Here is a 14,112-nt window from a genome sequence, read left to right on the forward strand (position 1 = left end):
GCGCGGCGCCGCCGCCCGCGGCGGCGGGGGCGGCGGCGGGCCGCCCCCCCCCCCCGGCCGGGTCAGGTCAGCTCCGCCCGGTCGTCGGCCAGGTCAGCTCCGCCCGGTAGACGGTCACCGCCAGAAGCGGATCAGCTCCAGGCCGGTGGCGTAGAGCCACGACGGCAGACCGAGCAGGTCACCGACCGCGAAGACCGCGTCGAAGAACCAGCCGCCGATGCGCGGGTTCCACAGCAGCGCGAAGAGCAGGATGAAGCCGTACGGCGCGAACAGGTCGTACATCTTGCGCCACTGCGGGTTGAGCCACGGCTGGATCATGTTGCCGCCGTCCAGGCCGGGCACCGGCAGCAGGTTCAGGAAGCTCGCGGTGAGCTGCAGGAAGGCGAGCAGCGCCACCCCCGCCCAGAACTCCACCGGGCCACCCGACTCGATGCCGATCCGCAGTGCCGCCACCAGCACCAGCGTGAACAGCACGTTTGTCGCCGGGCCGGCGAGGCTGACCAGGGTGTGCCGCAGTCGGCCCGGGATGGCGTGCCGGTCCACCCAGACCGCGCCGCCGGGCAGACCGATGCCGCCGAGCAGCACCACCACCACCGGCAGCACTATCGACAGCAGCGGGTGGGTGTACTTCAACGGGTTGAGCGTCAGGTAGCCACGGTGGGCGATGTCCCGGTCGCCGGCCCGGTAGGCGACCACCGCGTGGGCGTACTCGTGCAGGCAGAGCGACACCAGCCAACCGGACACCACGAAGAGGAACACGTTGAACCGGACGCTGCCGTACCCGTTCCAGGTCAGCACCCCGCTGACCGCGAAGAGCGCGACCAGGCCGAGGAAGACCGGGCTGGGCCGGAACGCCGCCTTGGGCACGCCGAGGACCAGCCCGTCACCGCCCGGGCGGTCGTAGGCCATCACTCGGCCGTGGGCAGCAGGCTCATCCGGTAATCCACCCGGTCGTCCTCGACGAGCGCGACCGAGGTGACGCCGGACGCCGCGAGCTCCCGCCAGGTCTGACCGATCCAGGATTCGGCGTCGGCCTGGCTGCCGAACGACTCCGCCGGCCCCTCGACCGTCTTGCCGTCCGTGCCCTCGTACCGCCAGCTCCACGCCATGCCGCGTCTCCCCTCGCCGCTGAAGTCCCCGTGGGACGAACCCTCGCCAGCGTAGTCGGCCCGGCGCGCAACGGCCGCTCGCTCGCCCGGCGGGGGCCCACGGGGTGGATCAATCCAATCGACGCCGGCCGGTACGGTGGCTCGGTGCTGACACGGGGAGTGCTGCTCGGGGACCGATACCGGCTGGGCGAGCGGGTGGCGACGGGTGGGATGGGCGCGGTCTGGCGCGGCACTGACGTGCTGCTGGAACGCGAGGTCGCCGTCAAGGTTCTGCTGCCGTCGCTGGTCGCCGATCCGGAGTTCACCGCCCGCTTCCGGGCCGAGGCGCGGATGCTGGCCGCGCTGCGGCACCCCGGCGTGGTCCCGGTGCACGACGTCGGGCAGGCCGCGCTCGACGACGGCAGCCAGGTCGACTACCTGGTGATGGAGTACGTCGAGGGCCAGCCGCTGTCCGCCCGGGTACGCGCGGCGGGGCGGCTTGATCCGGCCACCACGATGTCGGTGCTGGCCCAGGCCGCCGACGCGCTGCACACCGCCCACCTCGCCGGCATCGTGCACCGGGACGTGAAGCCGGGCAACCTGCTGGTCAAGGACGACGGCACTGTGGTGCTCGTCGACTTCGGCATCGCCCGGTCCCGCGCCATGGCGGGGCTCACCGCCGCGAACATGGTGCTCGGCACCGCCTCGTACATGTCTCCCGAGCAGGCCACCGGGCAGCCGGTCTCGGCCGCCACGGACATCTACGCGCTCGGCGCGGTGGCGTACTTCTGCCTTGCCGGGCAGCCGCCCTTCCACGGTGACAACCCCCTCGCGGTGGCGCTGCGGCACGCCCAGGAGGACCCGGCGGCGCTGCCGGCGGACACCCCACCGGCGGTTGCCGCAGTGGTGAGCCGCGCGCTGGCCAAGCGTCCGGAGGACCGGTTCGCCAGCGCCGCCGAGTTGGCCGCTGCCGCCGCCGATGCCCGCGACGCGACACTGGCGAGCATTCCGGTCTCGGCCCGCCCACCGTGGGCGCTGGCCGCCCCCACCCCGGGGACGCCCGCGGCCGTTCCGGTCACACCGGCCGCCACACCCCCCGCCCCGCCGGCCGCCACACCCCCCGTGCCGCCGGCCGCACCGCCGCTCTCGGCCGGACCGACGCCGGTCGGGCAGCCCGCGCCGGTCGGGGCTGCCGCCGTGCGCACGCCGGCCGGCTTCGCGGCCTCGCCGGTGAGCGGGCCGGGGTCGACCCGGGAGGACGTGTTGCGGACGGGGTCGTCCGGCCGACGCCGGCAACTGCTGGTCGGGGTTGGCGCTGTCGCTCTCGTGGCACTGATCGCGGTGGCCGTGGCGGCCCTACGACCCGACGGGGAGCCGGGTGGGGCGAACCACCCACCCGCACTGGCCGGCGAGTCGGCGGCGGCCCCGGACGGCGGCGCGCTCGACGACGGAGGTGCGAGCACCTCGGGACCCTCACCGAGCGGCGCGCCGGGCACCAGCCGCACCGCGTCCGCCGCACCGACCGCCTCCGGCGGACAGACCGACGCGCCAACCAACGCGCCGGACCCGCGCACCACGACGCCGGGCGGTACGCCGACCGGTACGACAAGCAGCCGACCGACGCCCACCCGCACCCCGTCGAGCCGGCCCAACCCGTACACGGCGGCGCAGGCGTGCGGCAGCGGCTACCAGGTGATCGACTCGGCGACGCTGACCGGCGGGGACGGGCAGCGCAAGGGCCGAGTCTTCCTGCTGTACCACTCGGGCACCGGCACCAACTGCGTGGTCACCCTCAAGGACACCGCGGTCGGCGCGAAGTCGGCCGCCTCGGCGTACCTGGAGGTGCAGGGGCGGACACGCAGCACCGACAGCGGGTCCTTCGACTACTACGCCGGACCGGTGCGGGCCACCGCCGCCGGGACGTGCGTCAAGTGGGGCGGCTCCACCGGCGGGGTCAGTTACGGCAGCGGGTTCGAACACTGCGACTGAACGACGGGCCGGCAGGCACCACAACCGTGGGCGGCCTTAAGGTACGGGCATGTCCGTAGACGGGTGGAACACGGTCCTGGTGCTCGGCGGTATCCGGTCCGGCAAGTCCGAGTTCGCCGAGTCCCTGGTCACCGACGCGCCGGTGGTCCGCTACGTCGCCACCGCGCCCGAGGGCGACCCGGAGGACACCGAGTGGGCGACCCGGCTGGCGGCGCACCGCGCCCGACGGCCGGGCAGCTGGACCACCGAGGAGACCACCGAGGACCCGCGCCGGCTGGCCGACGTGTTGGAGTCCGCCGAGCCCAACGAGATGCTGCTCGTCGACGACCTGGGCGGGTGGGTGACGGTGCTGCTCGACCCGGACCACCAGCCCGCCGACGACGTGGCCACCATCGCCGAACTGGCCGAGGCGATCCGCGGCTGTGCCGCCCGGGTGGTGCTGGTGAGCCCCGAGGTGGGGCTGTCGCTGGTGCCGACCACCCCGCTGGGCCGGGCGTTCACCGACGCGCTCGGCGCGGCCAACCGCGCGGTCGCCGACGCCTGCGACGCTGTCGTACTGGTCGTCGCCGGTCAGCCGGTCTGGCTCAAGTCGGTCGCCGCCGCGACTGAACAGTCCGTTCCCGCCCCCGTGACCGCGCCGACGGCCGCCGCCGCACCGACCTTGGCGAGCCTGGCCGACAGTGAGCCCACCCCCGAGGTGCAGCTGCCCGACGTGCTGACCCACACGCCTCCGGCCACCCCGACCGCGGAGCCGGGCAACCCGTGGGCCGCGCCGACGATGGCGCTGCCGATGGTGTCCACCGGGCTGGTCATCCAGCCCGGCATGGAGCTGCCGATGCCCGACGAGTACGCCGGGCCGCAGGCGATCGACCGGCTGGCCACGCTGGACGTACCGGGCGCCGGGCTGGGCGTGCTGGACCGGGTGGTGGGCTTCGCCGCCGCCACCCAGGGCACCTCGACCCCTGCCGCCTGGGGCTCGGTGCGGGTGCTGCTGCTGCACGGCGACCACGCCGGCGGGGCGGCGGCCGGCACCGTCGCCGGTGAATCGGCGCGCCGCGCCGCGCAGGCCCGCGCCGGCCAGGGCGCGTTGGCACGGCTGGCCGCTGAGAGCGGCGCGAGTCTCCAGGTGGTGGACACTCCGCCCTCCGCGCCGATCGAAGACCAGCCGGCCCTCGCGCCGGAGCAGGTGGAGTCCGCGCTGCGCTACGGCTGGCGGTTGGCCGAGCAGGCCGCCGACGCCGGCGTACAGCTGCTGGTGCTCGGCGCGTGCGGCGCCGGCACCGAGGCGGCGGCCGCGGCGGTGCTCGCGGCGACAGCGGGCGCGGAGCCGCCGGCCGTGTTGGGCCGGGTGATCACCGACTCCGGCGAGATCGACGACGCGGCGTGGATGATCCGCTGCGCGGCGGTACGCGACGCGCTGCACCGCACCCGGCGCTCGTCGCGCGGCGCCAAGGACATCCTGGCCGAGCTGGGCGGCGGCGACGTGGCGGTGGCCACCGGCGTGCTGCTCGGCGCCACCGCCCGCCGGGTGCCGGTGCTGCTCGACGGGCCGGTCGGGTTGGCCGCCGGCATGGTGAGCCGCGACCTGGCCGGGCAGGCCCGGCACTGGTGCCTGCTGGCCGACCACGGCGGGCACCCGGCCGTCCGGCTCGCCGCCGACGTGCTGGGCCTCACCCCGCTGCTCGACCTGCGGATGGATCTCGGTGAGGGCGCGAACGCGCTTGTCGCGCTGCCGCTGCTGCGCTCGGTGCTGGCGCTGTCCGCCGCGCTGCCGGTGCACCCGTCGCTGGCCGGCACCGACGACACCGACCCGGCCGTCGACGAGCCGGAGTCCACCGACCCGAGCTACGCCGACCCGAGCTACGCCGACCCGGATCTCACCGAGCCCGACTCGACCGAGCCCGACTTCGCCGAGCCGGAGCCGGCCGGGCCGGGCCCGGCCAGCACCGGGGCGGACGAGCAGCCGGCGTCGGGCTGGCGTGCCGGCTGAGCCACGGCTGCTCGCGGGGGCCCGGCTGGCGGTCACCACGTTCACCACGCTGCCGGTGCGGGCCGGGCGCATCGACCGCCCGGTCGCCGGCACGGCGATGGCCCTCGCCCCGGTGGTGGGCGCGCTACTCGGCGCAGTGCTGGCCGGTGTGCTGCTGCTGGCCGGGGCGCTCGCCCCACCGTTGGTGGCGGCCGGTGTGACAGTCGGCGTCGCCGCGCTGCTCAGCCGGGGGCTGCACCTGGACGGGCTGGCCGACACCGTGGACGCGCTCGGCTCGTACCGACGGGGCGCCGCCGCCCTGGAGATCATGAAGAAGCCGGACGTCGGCCCGTTCGGGGTGGTCGCCCTAGTGGTCGTACTCCTGGTGCAGGCCGCGGCGCTCGCCGACCTCGCCGGTCGGTCCTGGCCGGCATGCCTCGCGGCTGTGGTCGCGGCGACCGCGGCCGGGCGGCTCGGCGTCACTGTGGCCTGCCGGCGGGGAGTGCCCGCGGCCCGGCCCGACGGGCTGGGCGCGCTGGTCGCCGGCACTGTCGGGCCGGTGGCAGTGGCCGCCGGCGCGGTCACCGTCGTGCTGCTGGCGGTGCCCGCGGTGCCGGGCCGTCCGTGGCAGGGGCCGCTGGCCGTCGTCGCCGCGATCGCCGTCGCGCTAGGGCTGCTCAACCACGTGGTACGCCGCCTCGGCGGGATCACCGGCGACGTCCTCGGCGCGACAGTCGAGGTGGTCACCACGCTGGTCTACCTGGGTCTGGTGCTGTCCGGCTGAACCGGGCCCGGCGGGCCGGGTAGCGTTCGGCTCGACAACACCGGCGCGGCCACCGGGGGATCCCACAATGCTCATCACGGACGACTTCCTGCCCGTACCGGTGCCGGAGTCGCTCAGCGCGACCTACCTGGTGCCGATGGCGGGGCTACCGAAGGTCAGTGCGAAGACAGCGGTGGCGGCCCTGACCGGCCGGCTGGCCGAGCCCGTGCACGGGCTGGCCCGGCAGATGCTCGACAGCCCGCTGATGAGCGTCGACACCCGACCGATCGCCGAGTTCCCCGAGCTGCCACCGGACCTGCTCACCGCGTTCGGTGCCACGAAGGAGCAGCTGGACCGGCTGGCGGCGGCGACGCACCTGGTGGTCGTACAGGCCGAGTACCGGCCCGGTTGGCCACCCGCGCACGAGTGGGCCGCCCGGGCGGTAGCGGCCGCCGTGGCGGAATCCGTGGACAGCGACGTGGTGGACGTCTTCGGCCTCCAGTTCCTCGACCCGGCGACAGCGCTGCGCTCCCTCCCCGACGAGCAGGGCCGCATCCGGCTGGTCGACTGGGTGCTGGTGCCGTACTCCTCGGACACCGAGGGCCTGTGGTTCACCACCAAGGGGCTGCGCCGCTTCGGTCTGCTGGAGTTGCAGACCCAGGGGGTGCCCGACCACCTCACCCGCGCCTGGGGTGCGGTGATGACCGGGGCGGCCCGTCGACTGCTGCGGGACTGGACCGACGGGCTCACCGGCGAGGAGGTGCCGGCGTTCGTGCAGCTCCCGGTGCTGGCCACTGTCACCGGGCACGACATCGCTGTGGCGTACGGCAACCCGGAGCAGCACGGTGCCACCGCCCCGGTGCTGCTCCGCCTCGAACTGGACCCGGCGACCGACCCGGAGGCCGACTCGTTCCTCAGCCTGCGCCCGCCGGCCGGGCACCCCGGCCCGGACGGGCGCTACTACGCCGCCGCCTGCGCGACACTGTTCTCCGGGATCCAGCCGGACGTGCGCTACGCCCGCTCCGGCGACGCGATGAGCCGCGCGGTCGCCACCGCCCGAGCCGCGCTGGATGACGCGCGGGCCCGCTTCGTCGCCGGCCAACTTCCCACCGAGTCGCAACTGGTGGTGAAGTACGGCCTGCCCGGAGACGACGGCCCGGAGTACGTATGGGCGGGCGTCACCTCGTGGGAGACCCCGGAACGCATCGTCGGCGTGAGCGCCAGCGACGCCAACACCGACCAGAGCGTGCGCATCGGCGCCCCAGTGGTAGTGGAGGCGACCGAGGTAGTCGACTGGGCCGTCCTGGACGCGACAGGCGTCATAGAGGGCGGCTGGACCCAAGCAGTCCTGGACTCAGGCGAACCCCCAACCCCGAACCCCAGTTGATCAAGAGGTTTGCGTCAGAATCTCGTCCAAACATGACGCAAACCTCTTGATCACCGGGGCAAGGCGGTGGGGTTACTTCACTGAGGGGGTTACGAAGGGGGGCTTCGTCAGCTTCAGGGGGGCTCGGCGGCCTCGGATGTCGACCTCGACCTCGTCGCCGTCCGCGAGGTTGGCGTTGGTGTTCAGCAGGGCCAGCGCTATGCCCTGTTTGCGGGTTGGGGAGAAGGTGCCGCTTGTCACCTCACCCACCTGGGTGTCGCCCACGTGCAGGGTCATGCCGGGCCGCGGGATGGCCCGGTCTACGGCCACCAGACCGCGCAGCGTACGCCGGGGGCCGGCGGCCTTCTCCGCGAGCAGCGCGTCGCGGCCCCAGAAGGTCGGCTTGTCCCAGCCGACCGCCCAGCCGGAGCGGGCCTGCACCGGGCTGATGTCCAGGGAGAGGTCCTGCCCGTGCAGCGGGTAACCCATCTCGGTGCGCAGCGTGTCCCGGGCGGCCAGCCCGCAGGCGCGCAGCTCGAACGCCGCGCCGGCGGCGAAGAGCGCATCCCAGACGGCGACCGCGTGCTCCGCCGGCACCACCAGTTCGTAGCCCAGCTCACCCGTGTAGCCGGTACGGCAGACGGTCAGTTCCACCCCGGCCAGGCTCGCGGCGGAGAAGCTCATGTAGCCGTGTTCGGTGGGCAGGTCCAGGGCGGCCAGCAACTCGGCCGAGCGGGGGCCCTGCACGGCCAGCACCGCGTACGCCTCGTGCTCGTCGGTGACCGTCACCTGCGCGGGAGCGGCGGCGCGCAACCGGCGCACCACCTCGGCGGTGTTCGCCGCGTTCGGGATGAGGAAGACGTGGTCGTCGGCGTACAGGTAGGCGATGATGTCGTCCACCACACCGCCGGTGGCGTCGTCGCAGCAGAGCGTGTACTGCGCCCGGCCCGGGCCGATCCGGCCCAGGTCGTTGCTGAGGCAGGAGTTGACGAAGTCGGCCGCGCCGGGGCCGCTCACCCGGGCCTTGCCCAGGTGTGACACGTCGAAGACCCCGACCGCCGTACGCACAGCTGTGTGCTCCTTGAGCACTCCGCCGCCGGCGTACTCCAGGGGCATCTCCCAGCCCCCGAAGGGGGCGAACTTGGCTCCGGCGGCGGTGTGCCGCTCGTGCAGCGGGGAACGACGCAGCCGGGTCGCGGCGGCGTCGGAGGTCACGTCGGTCATGGGTGGCAACTTACCGGGGGCAACGTCGCTGGTTAGCATCGGCGGGAGCCCGCTGGCGCTGTCGGCGGGACAGCCATGACGTCCGGCGGGTAGGTTCCGCCGGAGACCTTCACCGCTGGTACGCGACGCCGCGACCGGCCCGGCCCGCCCGGAGTAGCTTCAGTGACTTCACCCCGCACCACCAACCTGAGCCTGGTCGACACCGACCCGGCCGAGCTCGCCGTCGACGCGATCGTGATCGGCGTGCACAGCCAGACCGGAGAGCAGGGCGCCACCAGCGGCCTCGCCGGCACCCTGCTGCTCGCCAGCGGCGCGGAGAGCATCGCGGCCGCGTTCGACGGCAAGCTGACCGAGACCCTCGCGCTGCTCGGCGCGACCGGCGGGCCGGGTGAGGTCATCAAGCTGGCCACGCTGGGCACCGTGACCGCCCCGCTGGTCACCGCGGTCGGGCTCGGCCCGGAGCCGTCGGGTGCCGCCCCGGCCCCGGAGACGCTGCGTCGGGCCGCCGGTGCGGCGATCCGGGCCCTGGCGGGCGCACCCCGTGTCGCGCTGGCGCTGCCGCTGCCGGACGACGCGGACGCGTCGGCCGAGCTGCGCGCGGTCGCCGAGGGCGCGCTGCTGGGTGGGTACCGGTTCGCCGGTTACAAGACCCGGCCCCAGCCGACCCGGCGCGAGCCGGTGGCCGAGGTGCTCATCGCGGTGCCGGACGCCGGCGACGCGGGCGCCCAGGCGGAGGTCGCCCGGGCGCAGGCGGTGGCAGGCGCGGTCCGGCTCAGCCGGGACTGGGTGAACACCGCTCCGAACGAGCTGCGTCCGCCGTCGTTCGCCGATGCGGTCGCCAGCGCGGCGCGCGAGGCGGGCCTCGGCGTCGAGGTGCTCGACGAGGCGGCGCTGGCCGCCGGCGGGTACGGCGGCATCGTCGCGGTCGGGCAGGGCTCGGAGGCTCCCCCGCGGCTGGTGAAGCTGACCTACACCCCGCAGGACGGCGGCAACGGCAAGCGGGTCGCGCTGGTCGGCAAGGGCATCACCTTCGACACCGGCGGCATCTCGATCAAGCCGGCGCAGGGCATGTGGGAGATGAAGTCCGACATGGCGGGCGCCGCCGCGGTGGGCGCGGCCATGTTGGCGATCGCCGCGCTGAAGCCGACGGTGGCGGTCAGCGCGTACCTGCCGATGGCGGAGAACATGCCGTCGGGCACCAGCTACCGGCCGGGTGACGTGATCACCATGTTCAACGGCAAGCGGGTCGAGGTGCTCAACACCGACGCCGAGGGCCGGATGATCCTGGGCGACGCCATCGCCCGCGCCTGCGCGGACGGCACCGACTACCTGTTCGAGACCTCCACCCTGACCGGTGGCCAGGTCATCGCGCTGGGCAAGCGGATGGCCGGCGTGATGGGCACCCCGCAGCTGTGCGACCGGGTGAAGGTGGTCGGCGACGCCGTCGGCGAGCCGGCCTGGCCGATGCCGCTGCCCGACGACGTCCGTAAGGGCATGGAGTCGGATGTGGCGGACATCTCGCAGGTCAACGCCGGGATGGACCGGGCCGGTCACATGCTGCAGGGCGGCGTGTTCCTGCGCGAGTTCGTGACCGACGACGTGGCCTGGGCGCACATCGACATCGCCGGGCCGGGCTACCACTCGGGCGAGCCGACCGGCTACTGGACCAAGGGCGGCACCGGCGTTCCGGTCCGCACGCTGGTGCAGCTCGTCGAGGATGTCGCCGCCAACGGCTGACGGAAAACGCGAAAGGGGCCCCCTGCTCAAGGGGGCCCCTTTCGCGTGGCTCAGTGCCGCTCGGGTCGCGTGGCTCAGTGCCGCTCGGGTCGCGTGGCTCAGTGCCGCTCGGGGCGACGTTTGCGCCGCTCGTTGAAGTCGCGCATCCGCTGCGGGTAGCCCATCAGCCGGACGTCGTACACCGGGATGCCCATCCGGTACGCGAAGCGCCGGGCGCCGTCCGGGCCGTCGATGCGCCGACGGGTCCACTCCCCGTCGTCGGCGATCAGGATGACGGTGGTCTCCGTCACCGTCGTGCGGGGTTCGATGTACGCCTCGACGCCGCGCCGACTCCGGATGAAGTTCTCCAAATGGTCCAGATCGCCGCGACTGGCGGCGCGGTCATGGCTCGGCACAGCCGCCTGTTTGCGGCGCCGGAACAAGCCCACCGGATCTCTCCCCCACCGTGCGTCATCGACAACGGTGCCAAGGGTACGTGTCGATGACGTGTCGTTGGGCACCTCGGTACGCACCCTGTGCCCAGTGGTGACAAGATGACCGAGGTGGGGTGTGTCCCTGTTACACCTCTGTGACCCCCGATGCAGCGACGCGACCTGGGAGTTGGACGTGAGCGAGCCGAACGAAGCGACCTTCGACATTGTCATTCTCGGAGGTGGCAGCGGCGGCTACGCGACCGCGCTGCGCGCCGTCCAGCTGGGCCTGAAGGTCGCGCTGGTCGAGAAGGGCAAACTCGGCGGCACCTGCCTGCACAACGGCTGCATCCCGACGAAGGCCCTGCTGCACGCCGCCGAGATCGCCGACCAGGCCCGCGAGTCGGAGCAGTTCGGCGTGAAGGCCGAGCTGATCGGCATCGACATGGCCGGGGTCAACTCGTACAAGGACGGCGTGATCGCCCGCCTGTACAAGGGCCTGCAGGGCATGTTGAAGGGCAACAAGGGCATCACGATCGTCGAGGGCGCCGGCAAGCTGGTCGGCAAGAACGTGGTCGAGGTGGACGGCAAGCGTTACACCGGCCGCAACATCGTCCTGGCCTCCGGCTCGTACGCGAAGAGCCTGCCCGGCCTGGATGTCGACGGCGAGCGGATCATCACCAGCGACCACGCTCTCACGATGGACCGGGTGCCGTCGTCGGTGATCGTGCTCGGTGGCGGCGTGATCGGCGTCGAGTTCGCCAGCGTGTGGAAGTCCTTCGGCGTGGACGTGACGATCGTCGAGGCGCTGCCCCGGCTGGTCGCCGCCGAGGACGAGGAGTCGTCCAAGGCGCTGGAGCGGGCGTTCCGCAAGCGGAAGATCAACTTCAAGGTCGGCAAGCCGTTCGAGAAGGTCGAGAAGACCGAGAGCGGCGTCAAGCTGACCATCCAGGGCGGCGAGACCGTCGAGGCGGAGCTGCTGCTGGTCGCCGTGGGTCGCGGCCCGAACACCGCCAACCTCGGGTACGAGGAGCAGGGCGTCAAGATGGACCGCGGCTTCGTGCTGACCGACGAGCGGCTGCGCACCAGCGTGCCGAACGTCTACGCGGTCGGCGACATCGTGCCCGGCCTCCAACTCGCGCACCGGGGCTTCCAGCAGGGCATCTTCGTGGCCGAGGAGATCGCCGGGCAGACCCCCGCCGTGATCGACGAGGTCGGCATCCCGCGCGTCACCTACTGCGATCCGGAGCTGGCGTCGGTGGGTCTCACCGAGGCCAAGGCCAAGGAGCAGTACGGCGCTGACAAGGTCAAGACGTACAACTACAACCTGGGTGGCAACGGTAAGAGCCAGATCCTCAAGACCACCGGCTTCGTGAAGCTGGTCCGGGTCGAGGACGGCCCGGTGGTCGGCGTACACATGATCGGCGCCCGGGTGGGTGAGCTGATCGGTGAGGCGCAGCTCATCTACAACTGGGAGGCCTACCCGGCGGAGGTCGCCCAGCTCGTGCACGCCCACCCGACCCAGAACGAGGCCCTGGGCGAGGCGCACCTGGCCCTCGCCGGCAAGCCGCTGCACGCGCACGCCTGATCATCCACAACCGCGGCGTCCGGCGACGGGCGAAGATCCCACCAGGGGAATGAAGGAGTCTCAGAAAATGCCGGTATCGGTCACCATGCCCCGGCTCGGCGAGAGCGTCACCGAGGGCACCGTCACTCGCTGGCTCAAGCAGGAGGGCGACACGGTCGAGGTCGACGAGCCCCTGCTCGAGGTCTCGACCGACAAGGTCGACACCGAGATCCCGTCACCCGCTGCCGGCGTGCTGAGCCGGATCGTGGTCGGCGAGGACGAGACCGCCGAGGTCGGCAGCGAGCTGGCAGTCATCGCCGGTGAGGGCGAGTCGACCGGCGGTGGCGAGGCCGCCCCGCAGGAGCAGGCCCCGGCCGAGTCGGTCGAGCCGGCCGCCGAGCCGACGGCCGCCGCCGAGGGCACCGCCGACGAGGTGGCCCAGGACGAGGCCCCGGCCGAGGCGCCGGCCCCGGCTGCCGCCTCGTCGGGCGAGGGCACCGCGGTGAAGATGCCCGCCTTGGGCGAGAGCGTCACCGAGGGGACTGTCACCCGCTGGCTGAAGCAGGTCGGCGAGACCATCGAGGTCGACGAGCCGCTGCTGGAGGTCTCCACCGACAAGGTGGACACCGAGATCCCGTCGCCGGTCGCCGGCACGGTGCTGGAGATCAAGGTCGCCGAGGACGAGACCGCTGCGGTCGGCGCCGACCTGGCGATCATCGGCGCTGCCGGTGGTGCCCCCGCCCAGGCGCAGCCCGAGCCGAAGCCCGAGCCGAAGGCAGAGGCCAAGCCGGCGCCGAAGGCCGAGCCGAAGCCGGAGCCGAAGGTCGAGGAGCCGACGCAGGGCGCCTCGTACAGCGAGCCCGCCGCGGAGACCGAGAGCTCGGCGCAGCCGGCGAAGACCGAGCAGGCCGCCCAGCCGGCCGCGTCGACCTCGGCGCCGGCACGCCCGTCCGCCCCGGCGCCGGGTGCCGGCGAGGAAGCCGCCGGGTACGTGACCCCGCTGGTGCGCAAGCTGGCCAGTGAGCACGGCGTCGACCTGGCCGCGCTCAACGGCACCGGCGTGGGTGGTCGGATCCGCAAGCAGGACGTGCTGGAGGCCGCCGAGAAGGCGAAGGCCGCCAAGGCCGCTCCGGCTGCCGCTCCCGCCGCCGCCGCGGCCCCGGCCAAGCCGGCCGCGAAGCCGCAGCCGAGCTCCAAGCGGGGCACCACGGAGAAGCTGCCGCGGATCCGGGCGACGATCGCCAAGCGGATGCAGCAGTCGCTGCACGAGACGGCGCAGCTGACCACTGTCGTCGAGGTCGACGTCACCAAGGTCGCCAAGCTGCGGGTCCAGGCGAAGGACTCGTTCCAGGCCAAGCACGGCGTGAAGTTGTCCTTCCTGCCGTTCTTCGCCCTCGCCGCCATCGAGGCGCTGCAGACCCACCCGATCATCCAGGCCAGCATGGACCTGGACGGCGGCACGATCACCTACCCGGCCGCCGAGCACCTCGGCATCGCCGTGGACACCGAGCGCGGGCTGCTCGTGCCGGTCATCCACAACGCCGGCGACCTCAACATGGGCGGCATCGCCAAGCGGATCGCCGACCTGGCGGAGCGCACCCGGGCCAACAAGATCACCCCGGACGAGATGGCCGGGGCGACCTTCACGCTGACCAACACGGGCAGCCGGGGCGCGCTCTTCGACACCCCGATCGTGCCGTCGCCGCAGTCGGCGATGCTCGGCACGGGCGCCGTGGTGAAGCGTCCGGTCGTGGTCAACGACCCGGAGCTGGGCGAGGTCATCGCGGTCCGGTCGATGGTCTACCTGGCCATGTCCTACGACCACCGGCTGATCGACGGCGCCGACGCGGCCCGCTTCCTGACCGCGGTCAAGGAGCGGCTGGAGGCCGGCAACTTCGATTCGGAGCTGGGCCTGCTGCCGACCCGCGCGGACCCTCGGCGTCGAGCCGGTCTTCATGGCGCTGATCAGTGGCGTCGAGGCCGAACTCTCCGCCCGCTC

Annotated in this window: 11 protein-coding genes; 7 read left to right on the plus strand and 4 right to left on the minus strand. The window is 73.3% G+C overall.

Features of this window, described 5'->3' with window-relative positions; translation table 11 throughout:
- Positions 1–114: 114 nt before the first annotated feature.
- Both AB0C20_RS30210 and AB0C20_RS30215 read right to left on the minus strand, forming a co-directional pair.
- A complete protein-coding gene (locus AB0C20_RS30210; RefSeq protein WP_357180954.1) occupies positions 115–909 on the minus strand; it encodes a site-2 protease family protein in 795 nt (264 codons plus the stop codon).
- Positions 909–1,109 carry a hypothetical protein gene (locus AB0C20_RS30215; protein ID WP_357180957.1) on the minus strand — a complete coding sequence of 67 codons (201 nt, stop codon included), beginning with the start codon at positions 1,107–1,109 and terminating at the stop codon, positions 909–911. The genes AB0C20_RS30210 and AB0C20_RS30215 overlap by 1 nt, the downstream gene beginning before the upstream one ends.
- A gap of 144 nt (positions 1,110–1,253) precedes the next feature.
- Between AB0C20_RS30215 and AB0C20_RS30220 the strand changes: the two genes are divergently transcribed.
- From AB0C20_RS30220 to AB0C20_RS30235, 4 genes are all read left to right on the plus strand, one after another.
- The gene (locus tag AB0C20_RS30220; protein WP_357569230.1) at positions 1,254–3,077 is read left to right on the plus strand and encodes a protein kinase; all 1,824 of its coding nucleotides are present in this window, start codon (positions 1,254–1,256) and stop codon (positions 3,075–3,077) included.
- Between the two features lie 49 nt (positions 3,078–3,126).
- Entirely contained in the window at positions 3,127–5,067 is a 1,941-nt protein-coding gene (locus AB0C20_RS30225; RefSeq protein ID WP_357569231.1) for a bifunctional adenosylcobinamide kinase/adenosylcobinamide-phosphate guanylyltransferase, read from the plus strand.
- Entirely contained in the window at positions 5,057–5,830 is a 774-nt protein-coding gene (locus AB0C20_RS30230; RefSeq protein WP_357569232.1) for an adenosylcobinamide-GDP ribazoletransferase, read from the plus strand. Before AB0C20_RS30225 ends, AB0C20_RS30230 begins: the two co-directional genes overlap by 11 nt.
- A 67-nt stretch (positions 5,831–5,897) precedes the next feature.
- On the plus strand, positions 5,898–7,196 hold the full coding sequence (locus AB0C20_RS30235) for a DUF2314 domain-containing protein (RefSeq protein WP_357569233.1): 1,299 nt from the start codon (positions 5,898–5,900) through the stop codon (positions 7,194–7,196).
- A gap of 72 nt (positions 7,197–7,268) precedes the next feature.
- Here AB0C20_RS30235 and gcvT read toward each other — a convergent pair whose 3' ends face one another.
- Complete coding sequence (gene gcvT, locus AB0C20_RS30240; RefSeq protein WP_357180973.1) at positions 7,269–8,399, minus strand: glycine cleavage system aminomethyltransferase GcvT; 1,131 nt, start codon at positions 8,397–8,399, stop codon at positions 7,269–7,271.
- 162 nt (positions 8,400–8,561) lie between these two features.
- Between gcvT and AB0C20_RS30245 the strand changes: the two genes are divergently transcribed.
- Positions 8,562–10,136 (plus strand): leucyl aminopeptidase, encoded by a 1,575-nt coding sequence (locus AB0C20_RS30245; protein WP_266304845.1) that lies wholly within the window; start codon positions 8,562–8,564, stop codon positions 10,134–10,136.
- Positions 10,137–10,234: 98 nt separating this feature from the next.
- On the opposite strand, the gene AB0C20_RS30250 is transcribed toward AB0C20_RS30245, so the two are convergent.
- Positions 10,235–10,564 carry a hypothetical protein gene (locus AB0C20_RS30250; RefSeq protein ID WP_238686655.1) on the minus strand — a complete coding sequence of 110 codons (330 nt, stop codon included), beginning with the start codon at positions 10,562–10,564 and terminating at the stop codon, positions 10,235–10,237.
- Positions 10,565–10,742: 178 nt separating this feature from the next.
- Between AB0C20_RS30250 and lpdA the strand changes: the two genes are divergently transcribed.
- A complete protein-coding gene (lpdA, locus tag AB0C20_RS30255; RefSeq protein WP_357180977.1) occupies positions 10,743–12,134 on the plus strand; it encodes a dihydrolipoyl dehydrogenase in 1,392 nt (463 codons plus the stop codon).
- A 67-nt stretch (positions 12,135–12,201) separates the two neighbouring features.
- A partial coding sequence (gene sucB / locus AB0C20_RS30260) for a 2-oxoglutarate dehydrogenase, E2 component, dihydrolipoamide succinyltransferase (protein ID WP_357569234.1) occupies positions 12,202–14,112 on the plus strand: 1,911 nt, incomplete at its 3' end.

Origin of the sequence: Micromonospora sp. NPDC048843 (assembly GCF_040649965.1) — a bacterium.
GTDB lineage: Bacteria > Actinomycetota > Actinomycetes > Mycobacteriales > Micromonosporaceae > Micromonospora > Micromonospora hortensis.